Raw genomic sequence first — 19,992 nt, forward strand, 5'->3', positions numbered from 1 at the left:
CAAGTCGCGAGTCGGTATTTATTCATAACTCAATTATAAGATATGACGTTATTAGCATTAGGTATTAATCACAAAACAGCCCCCGTAGCGTTACGTGAGAAAGTCTCTTTTTCTCCTGATACCATGGGTGACGCCTTAAATAACTTGTTACAGCAACCTGCTGTAAGAGGTGGTGTAGTGCTGTCTACTTGTAACCGTACTGAGCTTTATCTGAGTCTAGAAGATAAAGAAAATAGCCATGAACAACTGATCAGTTGGTTATGTCAGTATCACCAAATTGAGCCTCATGAGCTTAAAAATAGTGTTTATTGGCATCAAGATAATCAAGCAGTGAGCCACCTGATGCGCGTTGCTAGTGGTTTAGATTCTTTGGTATTAGGTGAACCGCAAATTTTAGGGCAAGTCAAAAAAGCGTTTGCCGATTCTCAAAATTATCACTCGCTCTCTTCAGAGCTGGAACGTCTGTTTCAGAAATCCTTTTCAGTTGCGAAAAGAGTGAGAACAGAGACCCAAATTGGTGCTAATGCTGTTTCTGTCGCTTTTGCTGCCTGTACTTTAGCGCGCCAAATCTTTGAGTCATTATCATCATTGACTATCTTATTGGTCGGTGCGGGTGAAACGATTGAATTAGTGGCGCGTCATTTACGTGAACATCAAGTCAAAAAAATCATTATTGCTAATCGCACCAAAGAGCGAGCGCAACGTTTAGCGAATGAAGTTGACGCTGAGGTTATCACTTTATCTGATATTGATGAGTCACTTTCTCAAGCGGATATTGTGATCAGTTCAACAGCAAGTCCGTTGCCTATTATTGGCAAAGGCATGGTAGAAAGGGCGTTAAAGAAACGTCGTAATCAACCAATGCTACTCGTTGATATTGCTGTGCCTCGTGATATTGAACAAGATATTGAAAAACTGAGTAACGTTTATCTTTATAGTGTTGATGATTTAGAAGCTATCATTCAGCATAACCGTGAACAGCGCCAAGCCGCAGCCATTGAAGCTGAACATATCGTGCAACAAGAGAGTGGCCAATTTATGGATTGGTTACGTGCTCAAGGTGCTGTCGGGGCGATTAGAGAATATCGCGATAGTGCAGAAATGTTACGTGCAGAAATGGCAGAAAAAGCGATTGCATTGATACAAAATGGCGCTGATGCAGAAAAAGTGATCCAACAGCTTTCTCATCAGTTGATGAATCGCCTTATTCATACACCAACCAAATCTCTTCAACAGGCTGCCAGTGATGGTGATATTGAACGCCTGAATCTCTTACGTGAAAGTTTGGGTATTACCCATAATTAACTTTATCTAACAGGATCTTAATCTACGAATGAAGCCTTCTATTGTCGCTAAGTTGGAAGCTCTACAAGAGCGTTATGAAGAAATTCAAGCACTTCTAGCAGAAGCTGATGTTATTGCCTCTCAGGAGCGTTTTCGTGCGCTTTCAAAAGAGTATGCTCAATTAACGGATGTCACATCTTGTTATCGTCAATGGCGAAAAGTGCAAGATGATATGGAAGCGGCAGAAATGATGCTTGATGATCCTGAAATGAAAGAGATGGCTCAAGAAGAGCTAAAAGAAGCACAAAGCGTCAATGAGGAGCTAGAACAGCAACTTCAAGTGCTGTTATTACCTAAAGATCCTGACGATGAGTTCAACTGTTTCCTTGAAATTCGTGCCGGAACGGGTGGTGATGAAGCCGCACTTTTCGCCGGTGACCTATTCCGTATGTATAGCCGTTATGCCGAAGCACGTCGTTGGCGTATTGAAGTGATGAATGCAAACGAAGGCGAACATGGCGGTTATAAAGAGATCATTGCCAAAGTCATTGGTGATGGTGCTTATGGGGTACTGAAATTTGAATCAGGCGGGCATCGTGTACAACGCGTGCCGGAAACAGAATCTCAAGGACGCATTCATACTTCTGCTTGTACAGTTGCGGTATTGCCTGAAGTGCCAGAAGCTGAATTACCTGAAATTAGCCCAAGTGATTTACGTATTGATACTTTTCGCTCATCAGGGGCGGGTGGTCAGCACGTAAATACCACGGATTCGGCCATCCGTATTACGCATATCCCGACGGGCATTGTGGTAGAGTGTCAGGATGAGCGTTCTCAACATAAAAACAAAGCGAAAGCGATGTCAGTATTAGGTGCGCGTATTCGTGCTGCCGAAGTACAAAAACGTCAAGAAGCCGAAGCATCTGAACGCCGTAACTTATTAGGTTCAGGTGATCGTTCTGATCGTATTAGAACTTATAATTTCCCACAAGGTCGCGTGACGGATCATCGCATCAACCTTACTCTTTACCGGTTAGATGAGGTGATGGAAGGTAAACTAGATGCACTTATTCAACCTATTGTCACTGAATATCAAGCCGATCAGCTATCCGCTTTATCTGAGCAAGATTAATGAATTATAAACAATGGCTGCATCAAGCAGCCTTGCAATTAATTGATAGTGACAGCCCAAAGCGGGACGCAGAAATTCTATTAGGGCACGTAACAAAGCGTGCTCGTACTTATTTGATTGCTTTTAGTGAAACTGTACTTTTAGAAGATGAACTAGTGCAATTGTCATCCCTCCTTGCTCGACGTATAAAGGGCGAGCCTATCGCTTATTTAGTAGGAGAGAGAGAATTTTGGTCACTACCTTTAAAAGTCTCTCCTGCAACACTTATCCCTCGGCCTGATACCGAATGTCTAGTTGAAAAAGCATTAGAGAAACTCTCTGCACAAGCAAGCCGAATTTTAGATTTAGGTACGGGGACAGGGGCTATTGCTTTAGCGATAGCTTCGGAACGTTCTGACTGCCGTGTCCTTGGTGTTGATTTTCAACCAGAAGCGGTAGCATTAGCGATAGAAAATGCACAACATTTGGCACTTAGCAACGTAGAATTTACGGAAAGTTGCTGGTTTAGTTCACTCTCTGGTTATCAATTTGATATGATAATCAGCAATCCTCCTTATATTGATGAAGAAGATGAGCATCTTTATCAAGGAGACGTTCGCTTTGAGCCATTAACCGCATTGGTCGCGGCAGATCATGGTTTTGCTGATATTGAGCTTATTATTACAAATGCCCGTCAGTTTTTAGCTAATAACGGTTGGGTATTAATAGAACATGGTTGGCAGCAAGGTGAAAGAGTACGTAATATTTTTATTGATAAGGGTTACTGCTGCGTGGAAACTTTCCGTGATTACGGCGGTAATGAGCGAGTGACAGTAGGTCGTTGGAATGATGATAGAAACCATAGCTGATTACGAATTTAACAAAGCCCCTTTGGTTAAGGGTATGATCCTTATCTCTCAGGCAATTCGCCCAGATTTTCCAGTCACTTCAGTTGGCTATCAATTGGCACAGCTGGTGGAGCAAGCAGAAGCGGAAATTCCCCACCAAGCCAGTATACAAGAGAGAATTGATGCACTGCTGAAGCTATTTTATAAACAATGGCATTTCAGTGGTGCAAGTGGCAAATATTGTCTTTCTGATACGTTATGGTTAGATAAAGTATTGGCCACTCATATTGGTTCACCTGTGTCATTAGGTTCCATTTTAATTTATATCGCACAGGCAATAAATTTACCGTTAGCGCCAGTTATTTTTCCTACACAGTTAATTATCAGAATAGATATTCCGGATGAAAAACCACTTTTCTTAAATCCCATTAATGGTGAATATCTTTCTCGTCATACTTTAGACGTTTGGCTAAAAGGTAATGTAGGCAGTACATCTGAGCTATCAGCATCCGATCTAGAAGAGTCAGAACACAGTTCTATTATTCGCAAGTTATTAGATACACTCAAAGTCTCTTTAATGGAAGAAAAGAAGATGGAGCAGGCACTTAAGACCAGTGAAACGGTGTTATTGTTTGATCCAGAAGATCCCTATGAAATACGTGATCGTGGGCTGATTTATGCTCAATTAGAGTGTAATCATGTGGCATTGTCTGACCTTAACTACTTTGTTGAACAGTGTCCGGAAGATCCCATTTCAGAGATGATTAAAATTCAAATTCATTCAATAGAACAGCATCCTGTTGTTTTACATTAAAATTTAATCCCGTACTGGGTATATAACGGTACATGGCAAAATAAGATAGGAATAGATATGCAACATAAAGTGGTGAGTATTGGTGATATCAAGGTAGCAAATAATTTACCCTTTGTGCTCTTTGGTGGCATGAATGTATTGGAATCGCGCGATTTAGCCATGCGTATTTGTGAGCATTACGTCACGGTTACTCAAAAATTAGATATTCCTTATGTATTTAAGGCCTCTTTTGATAAAGCAAACCGCTCATCTATCCACTCTTATCGTGGACCGGGTCTTGATGAAGGAATGAAAATTTTCCAAGAGCTAAAAGAGACTTTTGGGGTAAAAATTATCACTGATGTTCATGAACCTTCACAAGCTCAGCCTGTATCTGAAGTCGTTGATGTTATTCAGCTACCGGCATTCTTAGCGCGTCAAACCGATTTGGTTGAGGCAATGGCTAAAACGGGTGCTGTAATTAACGTGAAAAAGCCACAGTTTGTTAGCCCTGGTCAAATGGGAAATATCGTCGAGAAATTTAAAGAAGGTGGTAACGACCAAGTGATTTTATGTGACCGTGGTAGTAATTTTGGTTACGATAATTTAGTGGTCGATATGCTAGGTTTTCATGTCATGATGCAAGCCTCAGAAGGGGCTCCAGTGATTTTTGATGTTACCCACTCACTACAATGCCGTGATCCATTCGGTGCGGCTTCTGGTGGTCGTCGTGGACAAGTCGCTGAGTTAGCTCGTGCAGGTATGGCAGTGGGTCTGGCAGGGTTATTTCTTGAAGCTCATCCCGATCCTGATCATGCCCGCTGTGATGGCCCATCAGCTTTACCATTAGCTAAATTAGAACCTTTCTTAGCTCAAATTAAAGCGATTGACTCTCTGGTAAAAAGCTTCCCTGAGTTAGATACCAGTAAATAACATTGTTATGCAACTACACACTGTAGTGAATATGTTCGGCGCTGATCTCCAGCGCCGTTATCATGAAAAAATCCACAAAATAACCCTTCATGGTGGTTTTAGTTGTCCTAATCGAGATGGCACATTAGGACGAGGAGGGTGTACATTTTGCAATGTCTCTTCTTTTGCTGATGAGCAAACGCAATATCACTCTATTGAAGAGCAAATCGCCTACCAAGCTAAGCATATTACCCGTGCTCGCCGTTATTTAGCTTATTTTCAAGCCTATACTAGTACCTATGCAGAAGTAGAACATCTACGAAAAATGTATGAAAGTGCATTATTACAAGCCAATATGGTTGGATTATGTGTGGGAACACGCCCTGATTGTGTGCCCGTCAGTGTGTTAGATCTACTGCAAGGCTATTGCGAACAAGGTTATGAAGTATGGTTAGAGTTAGGATTACAAACTGCACATAATAAGACATTAAAGCATATTAATCGTGGTCATGATTTTCAATGTTATCAAGCAACCACAAAAGAAGCGCGTCGCCGAGGTTTAAAGGTGTGTACGCATCTTATTATCGGTTTACCTCGTGAAGATCATCAGTTAAATATGCAAACCTTAGAGCAGGTAGTAGAAACCGGTGTTGATGGACTAAAATTACACCCTTTACACATAGTTGAGGGGAGTACGATAGCCAAAGCATGGAAAGCAGGGCGTATTAGTGCATTAACACAACAACAATATGTTTATACTGCTGGTGAAATAATCCGTCATACTCCTGCAGAAGTTATTTATCATCGTGTTTGTGCCAGTGCCAGAAAACCTACTTTATTAGCCCCTGAATGGTGTGAAAATCACTGGTTGGGTATGAATGCACTCTATCAATACTTATTAGAGAAAGGCGTACAAGGTAGTGGGATAAATAAGCCTTTTGTGGCTAATTGTAAATAATTATCCACTCAACATAAAATCACTTGTAACTTTTTTAATCATACTGTACGCTTTGAAGCTGTACAAAGGAGGTTGCTATGGCTCAAGCACTAGTAGAAAACAGTGAACGAGTGTCAATTCGTATCACTACAGAAGATAAATCACTGCTGGTTCGTGCTGCTAGTTTGGAAAATACAAACTTAACAGAGTTTGTACTTCGTAATATTGTACCTGTAGCTCGGCAAGTTATTGAAAATAATGAGCGTTTAAAATTATCAGAAAAAGACACATTACGTGTTATGGAACTTTTAGATAATCCACCAAAGCCTAATGCTAAACTACTTGCAGCGGCTTTTGCTCTACCGGACAATGCATGACAATACCAAATTGGCACGAAGAAGCGATCAGTAAAAAACATAATAGAAATGGATTTAATTGTGGCGATGCAGTACTAAACCAATTTCTGTATCGCCATGCAAGACAAAATCATGAGAATGGTAGTGCGAAAACATATTTAGCTATCAATAATAGTAATAATATTATATTAGGTTATTACAGCTTATGTCCTGCTTCTATTGAGTTCGAAAGAACGCCCGAATTGATCAAACATGGCTTAGCGCGTCATGATATCCCTGTTTTTAAACTTGCACGACTAGCTACGGATCTATCCGTTCAAGGAAAAGGTTTGGGTGGGCAATTATTGCTTGCAGCAGGAAGGCGTTGTCTTTCCGTTGCTAGTGAATTGGGAGGCGTTGCTTTACTTATAGATGCTAAAAATGAACGAGTCGCTAATTGGTATATTAGCTACGGGGCAATACCATTATTAGATACCCCTCTTTCTTTATTAATTTCCTTTAAAACCATTTATACTGCACTTTCAATGGCAAATAAAATATAAATAATAACTTAATAATTAAGCCCTTAATTAAATAGTGTAAATTAAGGGCTTAAAGATTTTTATAATTAATAATTAAAAAACTACTGAATTAATTCCATATCATCCAGCGCTTTTTGTAGCGAAGGATAAAAATTAAGTGTGCCATCAATTGGCGTTACTCGTGCTCTTGCTAATGTCTTTAATGGCTGGAAGGGAATATCACAAACAATAATATGAGTATCATGTTGCACATCCGCCACAAAGTGTTGAAAAGCATGTAATCCCCCAGCATCTAATACAGGTACTGCATCCCACTGCATAATAAGAGTTTTATATCCTTTACTACGTTCACGTAATTCATTAAAAATACGCTCGGCGGCAGCAAAGAATAGCGGACCATTAACACGCACAACTAATAATTGTTTATCATCATCAGTATAAGTTGATTCTGTTATTTTCGTCATATTAGCAATACGACGCATAAATAATAAAGAGGCTAATACAATGCCGATAGTGATCGCAATAACCATATCAAACAGCACGGTAAGCGATAAACATAATACTAAAACGATAATATCGTCTTTTGGTGCATGACGAATAAGATCGATAACTTTACGAGCTTCACTCATATTCCATGCAACAATTAATAACAATGCAGACATTGCTGCTAATGGTAAATAAGAGAGAAAAGGCGCTAAGACCAGTAAAGTTACTAAAACTAATAAAGAGTGCACAATCGCAGATACGGGGGACGTTGCACCGGCACGTACGTTTGCCGCTGAGCGGGCAATAGCCGCAGTTGCGGTGATCCCACCAAAGAAAGGCGCTACAATATTACCAATACCTTGACCGACTAACTCACCATTAGAGTGATGTTTTTTCCCCGTCATACCATCAAGCACTACAGCACAGAGGAGTGATTCAATCGCACCTAACATTGCCATTGAAAAAGCGGCGGGTAATAACGCACTGACCGTGCTCCAATTTAATGCAATAGACTCACCACTACTGGGTAAATTCCACGGTAGCACAAATTGTGGCAGGATCGGCGGAATACCTTGTCCTGTTGAACCATCAGGCAATAGATAGCTAAATTGTGAACCAATGGTGGCAACATCATGGCCAAATAAATTAACTATCCCCATAACAGCAGTACCGGCAATTAATGCTGGTAAATGGCCGGGAAGACGTAAATTCAATTTAGGCCAATAAATTAATACTAAGAGAGTGGTTGCACCTATTAATGTATCTCCAAGATGGATTGTCGGTAGAGCGGCACCAAGAGCAATCACTTTATCAATATAGGTTTCTGGGACATGCGACATTTCTAAGCCAAAGAAATCTTTGATCTGCATGGTGGCGATAGTGATGGCAATCCCCGAAGTAAATCCTAATGTGACAGAAACGGGAATATATTCAATGAGCTTACCAAAACGAGCTAACCCCATAACCACTAAAATAATCCCAGACATCAAAGTGGCAATTAATAGCCCACTTAAACCAAATTGTTGTGAAACAGGATAAAGTATCACCACAAAGGCGGCAGTAGGCCCTGAAACACTGTAGCGAGAGCCACCTGTTACAGCGATAATAATACCGGCAATAGCTGCGGTATAAAGACCGTATTGCGGGGGAACACCGCTACCAATAGCCAATGCCATTGCCAGTGGTATTGCGATAATGCCGACGGTGATCCCTGCAATAATATCTTTTAATAAACGGGCAAAAGAGTAAGGCTCTTTTACACATGCATCAATAAATGCACTAAAGGGGCGAACCCGGTTAACTTTATGCGTTTTCATTTAGGCTTAAACCAAAATAAGAAGTCAAATGCCGAATAAAGGCGATAAAAAAGAGCAGAAAGGATATCGCTTTTATTTGCTAATAATAATGTGATATATCAAATTATTAAACACTATCTTAATACTTAGCGAAAATTAAAGCAATTAATTGAAAAACTTAAGCAAAAGAGATAACGTTATGTAACGTATTGTATTTATTCTGTTACTTTCATGAAAAAGAAGTTTGACGTTATTCTATAAATTATATAAAGCGTTTTATTTTAGAATAATTGTCATTAAAAATAGTAATGCATAAAAATAGCTAAAAAGTATTTTATAAAATAAAGGAAAAAACAATTCTATAAATAAAGCTAATTAGTGTATATGAAAAAGAGCATTTTTATTAAATAGAATAATTAAGTATCTAGAATAGGTTAATAGCAACGTATATAAAAACAATCACAATAAATTTATTATTACAATTTTAGTACTGGTAGCAAGCAGAACGTTGTCGCTGTATAGATGCTGTATAGATTAAGGACAGCAAGACAAAAAAAAACGCCTAGTTTTTTTAACTAGGCGCTTTCTTAGAAGATGGCGGTGAGAGAGGGATTCGAACCCTCGATACGTTGCCGTATACACACTTTCCAGGCGTGCTCCTTCAGCCTCTCGGACATCTCACCGTATTGTGGTTAAACATGGCATTCATGCTCAACGGGGCGCTACTATAGGGAAAAGAGTGATAAGCGTCAACAGCTAAATGCGTTTTTTCCTTAACTTTTGTGCCAACCAGTCAAATAAAAAACAATATGAACAAGGCTTAAGCAAATAATGTGATCTCTTTTGAGATGTAACATCCATTTTTTAGCTAAATTTCGTTAGCTGGTTAACATTATCAACATTTTTCTTAACAACTTTTTCAAACAGACTTGAAATAAAAGCATAACCCTCGCACCCTATGGTAAAAATGCTGGAGGAAGGCAAAAATGAATATTATTTTTTATCATCCTTTTTTTGATGCAAATACATGGATAAGTGGAATGAAAGCACGACTTCCTGACGCGCATATTCGTGTTTGGGAGCATGGTGATGATAAGCCTGCTGATTATGCAATGGTCTGGCTTCCTCCCTATGAAATGTTAGCAAGCCGTAACCAATTAAAAGGTATTTTTGCACTTGGTGCGGGTGTTGATGCCATTTTAAAGCAAGAGCAACAAAAACCAGGCACATTACCCGCTGGGGTTCCGGTAATGCGCTTAGAAGACACGGGTATGGGTTTGCAAATGCAAGAGTATGCCATTGCTAAAGTGATGTATTATTTTCGCCGTATGGATGATTATAAACGTCAACAATCACAACGCTTATGGAAACAACTCCCCGCACATACTTATGATAATTTTGTTATTGGTGTTTTGGGTGCAGGTGCATTAGGCGCAAGTGTAGCGACTAAGCTTGCTGAACTTGGTTTTAACGTGCGTTGCTGGAGTCGTAGTAAAAAGCAAATTAATCAGGTAGAGAGTTTTTATGGTAACGATCAACTGAGCGATTTTGTTAAAGAGTGTCAGTTGTTAATCAATCTATTACCTTATACACCACAAACTCATGGTATTTTAAATTTCTCGCTTTTTGAACAGCTTAAACCTTCTTCTTATTTAATTAATTTGGCAAGGGGAGCACATCTTGTTGATCAAGATCTGCTAGAAGCTATCGATCAAGGTTATATTGCTGATGCCTCTTTAGATGTATTTAGCCAAGAGCCATTACCGGGTATGCATCCGTTTTGGACTCATCCTCGTATCTCTATTACACCGCATATTGCTGCTTTTACTATTCCAGATATTGCAATGGATACAATTGTTGAAAATATTCAACGTATTGAAAAGGGCGAAACACCTTTTGGTGTTGTGGATATGAAAAGTGGCTATTAAATAATATAGATATAATATATATATAAATAGACAATAAATTTTATTTTATTGTCTATTTTTTTTCCTAAACTTTCAAAAAAAGAACTTTTTCTAAATTTTAGATAATATAATAAAAAATAGGCTATAAAAGATATCTCTTATAATATGTCTTATCGATGATACCTCATCTGCTTGAAATGTTGAGGTGTTTATGATTGATAAAATAATGACATATGTTAATAAATTAACAGAGGTTGGTGTTTTTAATAATTATAAATCAACAAATTATATTTCCGATGTGTCTAATACCCCTGCTGTATATAATACAAATATTAAACAGTTTAGCTTAAATAATGTAAATAATTATGTTTATCTTGGATCAACAAATAGTCCACTACTTAATAATATGGGAATTACCCTTGATGATGATGGAACCTTAATGTTAATAAAAGGGAAAACATATGATTTATTTACCGGATTAATTCAAAAGTACTTTAATGGAGGTTTTAAATATAATGTATTTCATATCAACTCTCAACATGGTGATGATATAAAATTTAAAGAACTATATGTCGATTATAATGGGTTTTTAATTGGGAGTAAGAGAGATACTTCAGGAAATAATAATGAACTTTATAAAATAAAATTTAAAAAGGTTGAAGGTGAATATAATTTAAGCGATGACGCCACCGATAATACTAATATTAATTTTATTATTGAATATGAAAAATATGAAATAGAAGATAGTTTAAAACATGATTTATCTAATATTAATAATATTATAGAAAAAGAAGAAGGAAATGTATTAAAAATAAATAGAGAAGGGATGCCTATTACTATAACTTTACAAGATAATAAACTTTTTACATATGGCTTACCACCAACGCTAACGTCTAAAGGGGATGACGTAGATGGTAAGAGTAAAAAAAATGAAATAAAATTGCCATTAAAATCAAAAGATAAAATATTAGCGATAAAACCGGTGTTAAATAAAATCCAACTTGTGGTTGATAAAGGTAATAAAATAAAAATATATTACTTTGATCCTCTGCATATTTTTGCATTAAAAGATTATCATTATGAAATCACTCGTTTAACTCAAGAGCCACCGTTATCTTTTTATTCAATGGTTGGAGAAAATAATTATAAAAACTATCACTCAGGACAGCCATTTTCTACTCAAAAAATAGGTAATTTTAGTGCTAAAAATATTCCCTTTTTTTCGTCGGCTATTGATAATGCAAGGGTTCACTTTGATAGAGCAAAACAACAATATGCATTAAAAAAATATGGTGCAATGGTAAAAGATATCGCGAAAAGTTTTGATCCTGGCTTTAGAGGAATGTTTTCTACTATAAAAGCTATAGTTAATTCTGCTACATTACCAAAAACAATTAAAACAGATGCTTTAAATGGTGTAAAAAAGGTGATTAAACATGATTATAATCTGCTTAATAAATATATTACCGGAATTAACAATGGTAAATCTCAAGGTGAGGTTGTTTATTCTTTAGTAGAGCAATTAAATGATAAAGAGAGTATTACAATTAGCCAATATAATGATATTTGTGTATTCTTTGGTATTAGTGCATTTAAGTTATCTCAAAATATTGGCGTGAGTGCATTCCTTTTAGCTAATTATGCAAAAACACATGTCCTAAAAATTTCAAAAAATAAGCAAGATGAAGTTGTATTCTCATTTGTAAATAAAATGGATGCGGGGATTGCTACGGGCTTATCTGCTGGGATTATGAACAATGATCAAAAATGGAGAAAAGGGGCGTTTGATTATGGTTTTGTAACACCGTTAGCGGCAAGTATGATACTTGATTTTCATTATGAAAAAAAATCTAATTTTTCATTTAAAATTCAACCAAAAGATTTGGTTGAATTTATTAATCAAGGAGTATCCCTTACAGAGAGTGAACTTAAGGATAATACAACACTGGAATTTAATAGGAAAAAAAACGCGTCATTAGGTGTTGAACTTAGAAGTGAAGCTAGTTTTAATGTGGGAGTTTCTGCTAATGAAAATATAGAATTTAATTTACCGAGAAATGCGGTTGGTGCTAATCTCTCTTTAAAAATAATAAATGTCATTCACAATATAAATAAATTTATTGGCCATGGAGAGACCAAAGCAAAACAGTTGGAAAAAAATGTTGATGTTGAGTATTTTAGTGGAAGTTTTGAGTTATATCGGGATTTAAAGTTTACACCTTCAGTGACAAAAGCATCACGTAATATTCACTGGTATTCATTGACATCATTGAAAAGTTTTGAAGTCATGTTAGAAAAAAAAGTTAATTCACTATTTAAACATAGAATTTATGATGACAAAATAAAACAAGATAAAAAAGAATTTGAAGCACATAAAAATAACTTAAAAGGACTTTATAAAAGAGTGCTTAAAATAAATAACCTATTTGATAAATACCCTGTTCAATACGATGTTAAAAGAAGTATAAATAAACTTGATCATGTTTATTTACAGTTGGATGCAAATAAGAAATTAAAAAACAAACTAAATCCACAATTGATGGAGAATGATCTTGCTCTCAAGAGTGATGTAATAGATAACTCAATAGATCTAGTACACAATAATAACAGAGTACAACAATTCTTAGCTGATTTAACAGAAAAGAAAAAAATACTTTCTTCACAGAAAAAAAATAATATGAATGAAAAATTTACGCCATATTTTATTTCTAAATATCAGCTAAACAGTGAGGGAAAAGTGCGTTATACGGTGCTTGAAACTCAACTGGAAGAGCTTATCAATGAGGTGAAAACAGATGAAAATCTAACAGTTAACGATATAAAAGATAAATTAGATAATTTCTATAATAGCGCGAAACAAGAGTTAAATAGTCTTGTGTATCAGCTTAATTCAATAGATGTGATGTCTATAAGTGAACTCGCCGATAAAGCAAAATCATTTCCTTTTGTTTTTTTACGATTAGAAAGCAAAAAGTCTATTATGCATCATCAAGTTAAAGGTGAAATTAATTTTTTATATGATAAATATGAAAAGCAATTGGAGAAAATAACCACTAATTATTATTTTCATTAAACCATTTGTTTTTCTTATCATTTTTTGAGTGATGTGTATCGAAATATATTATTATTCAATGTTTTCTGGGTTTTTATAATAGTTATCTATGGGATAATATTTTTATATTTCAATGTGTTTTTCTTTTTTATAGAATTTAGTTCTAATAAATTCATGTAATCGAAAGGATAAGTTTATTAGATTGTCATTTGGCCTAATATGGTGCTATAAGATAGTTTCCCCTGTTAATCAGACAATATGACTAATGAATATAGCAAGTCTTCTTGAACAAATTGCAGATAAAGGTTGGTGTGTATGGGATGATTTCCTTACACCTGAGGCGGTTAAACAATTGCGTGCTTGTTTTGGTAATGATGCACAACAAGCACGTATAGGACGTCATGAAAACCTATTAGCAGAAACCACGATACGCAGTGATAAAATTCGTTGGCTAGAGCCGCAAATGGGAGAGCCAGTTCAACATTATCTTATGCAGATGGAAAGCATTCAACGAGCAGTTAATCGTGAGTTCTTTTTAGGGCTGTTTGAATATGAAGCTCATTTCGCTTGTTATGAAAAAGGTGCTTTCTATAAAAAACATCTTGATGCATTTAAAGAAAATGTCACAAGACGTTTAACGACAGTGTTATATCTTAATGATGAATGGACACCACAAGACGGTGGAGAGCTAGTTATCTATGATCTGGATGATAATCAATTAGCGACAGTCGCCCCTCAAGGTGGTCGTTTAGTGGTTTTTCTTTCAGAACAATTTCCACATGAAGTATTACCTACTCATAAAGAAAGGATCAGTATTGCAGGGTGGTTTCGAGTTAATGGTGTCAGAGATAATTTTCTCGATATCGCCAGCTAAATGATGCAATAAAGTGTTATTGTCGTAATAGAAATAGCATGGGATTAGGCGCGTTTCTTATATTAGGCTATATAGCTTAATGATAAGAGCGCGCTTTTTCTGTTATTAATGACTGAAAATAATGTGTAATTAATGGAATAGAGTGAAAAGAGAATAAAGAAAATTGTTGATTTTCTGGTGGTTAACAGGACAATAAAACCAAACTTTATGGGGTAAAAATAGAATGAATGAATTTTCGATTGTCTGCCGTCTATTAGGTACATTATTTCAACGAGCACCGAGTGATGCTATTTTAGCACCGATCATAACCATGATAGCCGAAGATAAACTAAGCCAATTATGGCCATTAGAGCAAGATGAACTATTCAAAACGTTAAAAAGTAGCGTAGCTGATTTAGCGGCAGTAGAAGCTGACTACCAATCGCTTTTTGCTGACCCAATACCCGCAGTATCTCTTTATGCACATGATTACGGTGATATAAAAGAGCAAGATATTCGTCAATTCTTAGTCACTCGAGGTATGCCTGTCACCGGATCAGCGACAGATAGCTTTGGTGCGTTGTTACTTGCCGCTTCTTGGCTTGAAGATAATGCCGCACAAGATGAAGTATTAGCACAAACACAGTTATTTGATAACTATCTATTACCTTGGGCGGGAACCTTTTTAGGTAAGGTTGAAGCGCATGCTAAAACAAATTTTTATCGTACTTTAGCAGCAATTACGCGTGGTGCACTTTCTGCATTACGAGAAGAATTATCAGATGAAGAAAACGAAAAATAAATAATTAAATCCTATAATAAAAACGTTGTTTTTTTGAACGGCACCCTAGAATAGCTATCTTATTTGGGTGCCGTTCCGCTTATTGCGCATGTTATGGCTAGAAAATAATTAATTTATATCAGCATTAATCCTATGACTCATCATCATGATTAATATTCAATATATATTATAATTATTTATATTTATAAAAACCAATGCCCTTATTACGATAAAAATATTTAATTAACCATTTTGTGATTAAAGTTGGATCACAAACTTACCCGGTTTAACTTCAATCCCTTTTGCTAATTTAAAGGCAGCCGCTTCTGCACTATTTTTTTCAGGGTTGAGCACATAAACAGGCTGATTATCAAAATAAGTCGCAATAGTCGTATCTAAGTAAGGTTTTAATGCCATTACAACCGGCTCCATTTTTTCAGGAGACACTTTATAGCTATCAATTTTCATTGACTTGATATATATCGCCCCAAGCTCTGCTTGATAAAAGGGTTGGCCTGATAAAGTTAAATTCACATTCGCGCCAGTTTTGCCAAACAAAGAATCAATTTTAAGAGAAGCACTACCAGAAAAGCTCACTTTTCCAGGCTCAGTACGACCAATTTGGATCGCTAAATCACTTAATGTGATATCGGCAGAAACAACACCGTCTTCCCCAATGTGTTTTTGTAATCCCGATTTTTGACTCAGATAGTCATTAATTACTTTTTCACTGACATCAAATTGTCTGATTTGATCACAGCCAGTCACTAAACTAGTTAATACAAATAAAGCAGTCAAAAAAATAGCTTTCATACACACTCCTTGATGGTAAACACGCTAAGTGTACCTGATCTCTATGGGGTAAGCATGGCTGTTTCAATTTTTTTACGATTAAATTGTCGATGTAGTGCGTAAAGGGTGATAAATCCTATTGAGCCTAATAAAAACCAAGGTAGTTCAGGCAGTTCAAGTTGTTTGCCAATATCATACATCCATCCCCCTCCGGTATAGCCAATCGCGCCACCAAAAGCTAACCCTAATCGACTAAAACCCATATAACTGCCTCGAGCACGAGGATCTGCTAAAGAGGCACTTAATGTTTCTCGAGCAGGCTCTGCGGTAATAGTGCCTAGGTAAAATAGGGTGATAATAAGAAATATGGCATGTAATGAGTGGGTGATCCCCACAGGAAACATACTGATACTCATCAGAAATAAACCTGCCATTAAGCGTTGTTCTAGGCGAAAATGTTTTTCACTCCAACGGGCAATAGGGTAAAGCAGTGTTAATGATAATAAAGCTTCAATCGCATACATCCATTTTACTGCGCTAGGGGTGCCGGCAATTTCATTAACAACAATCGGAAACATCAGCATAACTTGTACCGACAGTACAAAATATCCCGTAAGAGTAAGAACATATTGAACAAAACGTTTATCAAGAATAACGCGTTTTAGCCCTTCTTTTATCGGTGTTCTCGTGGTTGATATACGATAGGCAGGTAGTAACCAAGCATTAAAAATAGCCGCAAGAACGAATACGCCAGCGCCAACCCAACAAACTAAATGGAAATCATAAAGGAGTAACCAACTGCCAATTAAAGCCCCAATAACGGCACCCGCACTATCTTGCATTAATAATAAAGAATAAAACCGACCGCGTTCATAAGGGCGAGTTAATTTTATCACGAGGGCAGTTCTTGGCGGATCAAATAAAGTGCCACCGAGTGCAGATAAAATACAAGATAACCAAAGGATCCAAGGTTCATCCGCTAAAGCCATTAATGCAAAGCCAAGAGCACGTAATAGCATACCGGTAATAATCATCGGCTTAGCACCAAATCGGTCGGCGATGGCACCGCCAAAAATGCCTAAGCCTTGCTGAACAAGTTGTCTTAACCCAAGGGCAAAGCCGACAATCACACCCGCCCAGCCTAATTGCTCAACAAACCGAATTGATATTAAAGGGAATACGACAAAAAATCCTAAAACAACCAGCATATTGTCAAGGAGGAGAAAGTATTTCCCTAAGGTGCGAGCTTGTGTTACCAGTGCCATTATTCACCATAAGTTAAACAAATGATTTAAAATAAATAAAAGGGAGGGCAAAGACAGAGCTTTGTTTATCTATTCTGTCTGTTAATTTTATTAATTGATAGCTTATTATAGATGATATTTTTTTATTGATGATAATGCTAGAAATAGTAGGATTACTTCAGAATAAGATTAATCAAAAATACAACAGGACTGATATGTTTGGTTATCGTAGTGGGATCCCTAAAGTTCGTTTTGAAACGAAAAGAATGATCGTTCGCTTAGCTTATGAAAGAGATGCAGAGAAGTTAGCTAATTACTATACACTAAACCGCCATTTCTTGATCCCTTGGGAGCCAGTAAGAGATAAATCGCACTATTTACCTTCAGGGTGGGAGCACCGCTTACTTTATATAAATGAATTGCACCGCCAAGAGAGTGCTTTTCATTTTCTATTATTGACGCCAAAAGAAGATGAAGTCATAGGGGTTGCTAATTACAGCAATGTCATGCGTGGTGCTTTTAATGCCTGCTTTTTAGGTTATTCAGTCGGTGAGAAGTGGCAAGGGCAAGGCTATATGTCAGAAGCATTGCATGAAACATTACGCTTTATGCAACGTCAACAAGGAATGCATCGTATTATGGCAAATTATATGCCTCATAATTTACGCAGTGGTAATTTATTGGCTAAACATGGCTTTGAACGAGAAGGTTACGCTAAAAATTATCTGCAGATAAATCAAGAATGGCGTGATCATGTACTTACCGCATTAACAACTCGTCCTTTTCCCAAAGGATAATGGCGAATATACATTAAAATAGTGAGTTTTTTGACTAAGGTGAACTATTTTTTGATCAAAAAAACAGTTAAGTGTATTCCTAGCAAGTTGATGATTGATTTTTCAGTGTGAGAGACGGAGTATAGTCTCTTTCTTTTTATTCCTTACCACAACAAACACTAGAATGAACTATGAATTTACTTAAATCACTGGCTGCAGTGAGTTCGATGACGATGTTTTCACGAGTACTGGGCTTTATTCGTGATGCGATTATTGCGCGTATTTTTGGCGCAGGTATGGCAACCGATGCTTTTTTTGTTGCATTTAAACTACCAAATCTATTGCGACGCATTTTTGCCGAAGGCGCATTTTCACAGGCATTTGTTCCTATTTTAGCGGAGTATAAAAGTCAACAGGGAGAAGAGGCAACTCGTACCTTTATTGCTTATGTATCGGGAATGCTGACGTTGATCTTAGCGATTGTCACAGTAATAGGGATAGTTGCCGCACCATGGGTTATTTATATTACGGCACCCGGTTTTGCTGATTCAGCGGATAAATTCCAACTCACAACGGATTTATTGAAAATCACCTTTCCCTATATTTTATTAATTTCATTAGCATCATTAACAGGGTCTATTTTAAATACTTGGAATCGCTTTTCTGTTCCAGCTTTTGCACCTACGTTGTTAAACGTGAGTATGATCTTTTTTGCTCTCGTTGTTGCTCCTTATTGTGATCCACCTATTATGGCGCTTGCTTGGGCTGTTTTAGCAGGAGGAATTTTACAGTTGGGGTATCAACTTCCGCATCTGAAAAAAATAGGGATGTTGGTATTACCGCGGATCTCGTTTAAAAATAGCGGAGTGTGGCGTGTTATTAAATTGATGGGACCTGCTATTTTAGGGGTTTCTGTTAGCCAAATTTCGCTAATCATCAATACTATTTTTGCCTCATTCTTGGTGTCTGGCTCAGTCTCTTGGATGTATTACGCCGATCGCCTAATGGAGCTTCCTACTGGTGTGTTAGGGGTGGCATTAGGAACAATTCTATTACCTTCATTATCTAAAAGTTTTGCCAGTGGCAACACACAAGAATATCAGAAATTAATGGATTGGGGATTAAGGCTTTGTTTTTTATTGGCTTTACCTTGTACCTTGGGTTTAGCTTTATTATCAGGCCCTTTAACCATTTCGTTATTTCAATATGGTAATTTTAATGGGCACGATGCGCTAATGACTCAACAAGCATTAGTGGCGTATTGCATTGGGTTAATGGGGTTAATTATTATAAAAATATTAGCACCGGGCTTTTATTCTCGCCAAGATATTAAAACCCCGGTTAAAATTGCCATTGCAACGCTTATTTTGACTCAATTAATGAACCTTGCTTTTGTTGGAAGTTTAAAGCATGTGGGACTGGCTCTTTCGATTGGATTAGCCGCTTGTTTTAATGCAGGAATGCTATTTTGGCAAATCCGTAAACAAGATATTTATCAGCCATTAGCGGGTTGGCCTATCTTTTTATTAAAACTTGCCATTGCGTTAGCTGTGATGAGTGCTGTATTAGTCGGTATGCTATGGGGGATGCCTGATTGGCAACAAGGGAATATGCTAATGCGTATTTTACGTTTATTACTTGTTGTTGTAGCTGGTGCCGCAAGTTATTTTGTCACTTTATATGCTGTTGGATTTAGACCGAAACATTTTTCTCTACGCGCATTATAATTTTATTGTCAAACTGGCGCCTCACTGAGTGTAACAAAGTGGGGCGTTGTCTATTTATTACCACTATTTAACATCACCTATAGTTAGTGTTTTTCTCTTATTTTAGACAAAAAATATTGTTATCTAGATCACATTTATACCATGTAATTTACGCAATAAAATACATGATTAAATTTTCTAGCGAATAGTCGTGAAGGAAAACAAGAGATAAACATTTATTTTTTTATTAATTTTTTTTCTGTCAAATAAATAAATTTTCCATTTTTTGCCTATATTAGCCCATATTTAACCGTTAATTAATAAGAAAAACTTAACAT

Annotated in this window: 17 protein-coding genes and 1 tRNA gene; 14 read left to right on the plus strand and 4 right to left on the minus strand. The window is 36.8% G+C overall.

Annotation, left to right across the window (positions count from 1 at the left end):
• Positions 1-42: 42 nt before the first annotated feature.
• The 8 genes from hemA to AACQ49_RS07170 all read left to right on the plus strand — a co-directional run bounded on the left by hemA (position 43) and on the right by AACQ49_RS07170 (position 6,783).
• The gene (gene hemA, locus AACQ49_RS07135) at positions 43-1,305 is read left to right on the plus strand and encodes a glutamyl-tRNA reductase (protein ID WP_004242677.1); all 1,263 of its coding nucleotides are present in this window, start codon (positions 43-45) and stop codon (positions 1,303-1,305) included.
• Between the two features lie 28 nt (positions 1,306-1,333).
• Positions 1,334-2,416, plus strand: a complete 1,083-nt coding sequence (gene prfA / locus AACQ49_RS07140; RefSeq protein ID WP_004242680.1) for a peptide chain release factor 1 — start codon at positions 1,334-1,336, stop codon at positions 2,414-2,416.
• The gene (gene prmC, locus AACQ49_RS07145; protein ID WP_004242684.1) at positions 2,416-3,264 is read left to right on the plus strand and encodes a peptide chain release factor N(5)-glutamine methyltransferase; all 849 of its coding nucleotides are present in this window, start codon (positions 2,416-2,418) and stop codon (positions 3,262-3,264) included. The genes prfA and prmC overlap by 1 nt, the downstream gene beginning before the upstream one ends.
• Positions 3,242-4,057 (plus strand): invasion regulator SirB1, encoded by an 816-nt coding sequence (sirB1, locus tag AACQ49_RS07150; RefSeq protein ID WP_004242688.1) that lies wholly within the window; start codon positions 3,242-3,244, stop codon positions 4,055-4,057. The genes prmC and sirB1 overlap by 23 nt, the downstream gene beginning before the upstream one ends.
• Before the next feature lie 57 nt (positions 4,058-4,114).
• The gene (gene kdsA, locus AACQ49_RS07155; protein ID WP_004242689.1) at positions 4,115-4,969 is read left to right on the plus strand and encodes a 3-deoxy-8-phosphooctulonate synthase; all 855 of its coding nucleotides are present in this window, start codon (positions 4,115-4,117) and stop codon (positions 4,967-4,969) included.
• A gap of 7 nt (positions 4,970-4,976) precedes the next feature.
• Positions 4,977-5,906, plus strand: coding sequence for a TIGR01212 family radical SAM protein (locus tag AACQ49_RS07160; RefSeq protein ID WP_004242691.1), 930 nt, complete (start codon positions 4,977-4,979; stop codon positions 5,904-5,906).
• Positions 5,907-5,983: 77 nt separating this feature from the next.
• The gene (locus tag AACQ49_RS07165) at positions 5,984-6,262 is read left to right on the plus strand and encodes a type II toxin-antitoxin system TacA family antitoxin (protein ID WP_004247964.1); all 279 of its coding nucleotides are present in this window, start codon (positions 5,984-5,986) and stop codon (positions 6,260-6,262) included.
• A complete protein-coding gene (locus AACQ49_RS07170; protein WP_004247966.1) occupies positions 6,259-6,783 on the plus strand; it encodes a hypothetical protein in 525 nt (174 codons plus the stop codon). The genes AACQ49_RS07165 and AACQ49_RS07170 overlap by 4 nt, the downstream gene beginning before the upstream one ends.
• An 80-nt stretch (positions 6,784-6,863) precedes the next feature.
• Here AACQ49_RS07170 and dauA read toward each other — a convergent pair whose 3' ends face one another.
• Positions 6,864-8,564, minus strand: a complete 1,701-nt coding sequence (gene dauA / locus AACQ49_RS07175) for a C4-dicarboxylic acid transporter DauA (protein WP_004242694.1) — start codon at positions 8,562-8,564, stop codon at positions 6,864-6,866.
• Between the two features lie 574 nt (positions 8,565-9,138).
• Positions 9,139-9,226, minus strand: a tRNA-Ser gene (locus tag AACQ49_RS07180).
• Between the two features lie 303 nt (positions 9,227-9,529).
• Between AACQ49_RS07180 and ghrA the strand changes: the two genes are divergently transcribed.
• The 4 genes from ghrA (at position 9,530) to AACQ49_RS07200 (ending at position 15,157) form a co-directional block, all read left to right on the plus strand.
• Positions 9,530-10,471, plus strand: a complete 942-nt coding sequence (gene ghrA / locus AACQ49_RS07185) for a glyoxylate/hydroxypyruvate reductase GhrA (protein WP_004242695.1) — start codon at positions 9,530-9,532, stop codon at positions 10,469-10,471.
• 190 nt (positions 10,472-10,661) lie between these two features.
• The gene (locus AACQ49_RS07190; protein WP_161778959.1) at positions 10,662-13,523 is read left to right on the plus strand and encodes a hypothetical protein; all 2,862 of its coding nucleotides are present in this window, start codon (positions 10,662-10,664) and stop codon (positions 13,521-13,523) included.
• Between the two features lie 244 nt (positions 13,524-13,767).
• Positions 13,768-14,376, plus strand: a complete 609-nt coding sequence (locus AACQ49_RS07195) for a 2OG-Fe(II) oxygenase (RefSeq protein WP_004242697.1) — start codon at positions 13,768-13,770, stop codon at positions 14,374-14,376.
• Positions 14,377-14,599: 223 nt separating this feature from the next.
• Positions 14,600-15,157, plus strand: a complete 558-nt coding sequence (locus tag AACQ49_RS07200) for a TorD/DmsD family molecular chaperone (protein WP_004242698.1) — start codon at positions 14,600-14,602, stop codon at positions 15,155-15,157.
• 237 nt (positions 15,158-15,394) lie between these two features.
• On the opposite strand, the gene AACQ49_RS07205 is transcribed toward AACQ49_RS07200, so the two are convergent.
• A complete protein-coding gene (locus tag AACQ49_RS07205) occupies positions 15,395-15,949 on the minus strand; it encodes a lipoprotein (protein ID WP_004247972.1) in 555 nt (184 codons plus the stop codon).
• A gap of 41 nt (positions 15,950-15,990) precedes the next feature.
• Positions 15,991-17,193, minus strand: a complete 1,203-nt coding sequence (gene mdtH, locus AACQ49_RS07210; protein WP_004242700.1) for a multidrug efflux MFS transporter MdtH — start codon at positions 17,191-17,193, stop codon at positions 15,991-15,993.
• Between the two features lie 194 nt (positions 17,194-17,387).
• On the opposite strand from mdtH, the gene rimJ reads away from it, so the two are divergent.
• Positions 17,388-17,969, plus strand: a complete 582-nt coding sequence (rimJ, locus tag AACQ49_RS07215; protein WP_004251376.1) for a ribosomal protein S5-alanine N-acetyltransferase — start codon at positions 17,388-17,390, stop codon at positions 17,967-17,969.
• A gap of 170 nt (positions 17,970-18,139) precedes the next feature.
• The gene (murJ, locus tag AACQ49_RS07220; RefSeq protein ID WP_161778960.1) at positions 18,140-19,675 is read left to right on the plus strand and encodes a murein biosynthesis integral membrane protein MurJ; all 1,536 of its coding nucleotides are present in this window, start codon (positions 18,140-18,142) and stop codon (positions 19,673-19,675) included.
• Positions 19,676-19,992 lie beyond the last annotated feature (317 nt).

The sequence above is a fragment of the Proteus sp. G2675 genome (genome assembly GCF_963886535.1).
GTDB classification, from domain to species: Bacteria; Pseudomonadota; Gammaproteobacteria; order Enterobacterales; family Enterobacteriaceae; genus Proteus; species Proteus mirabilis.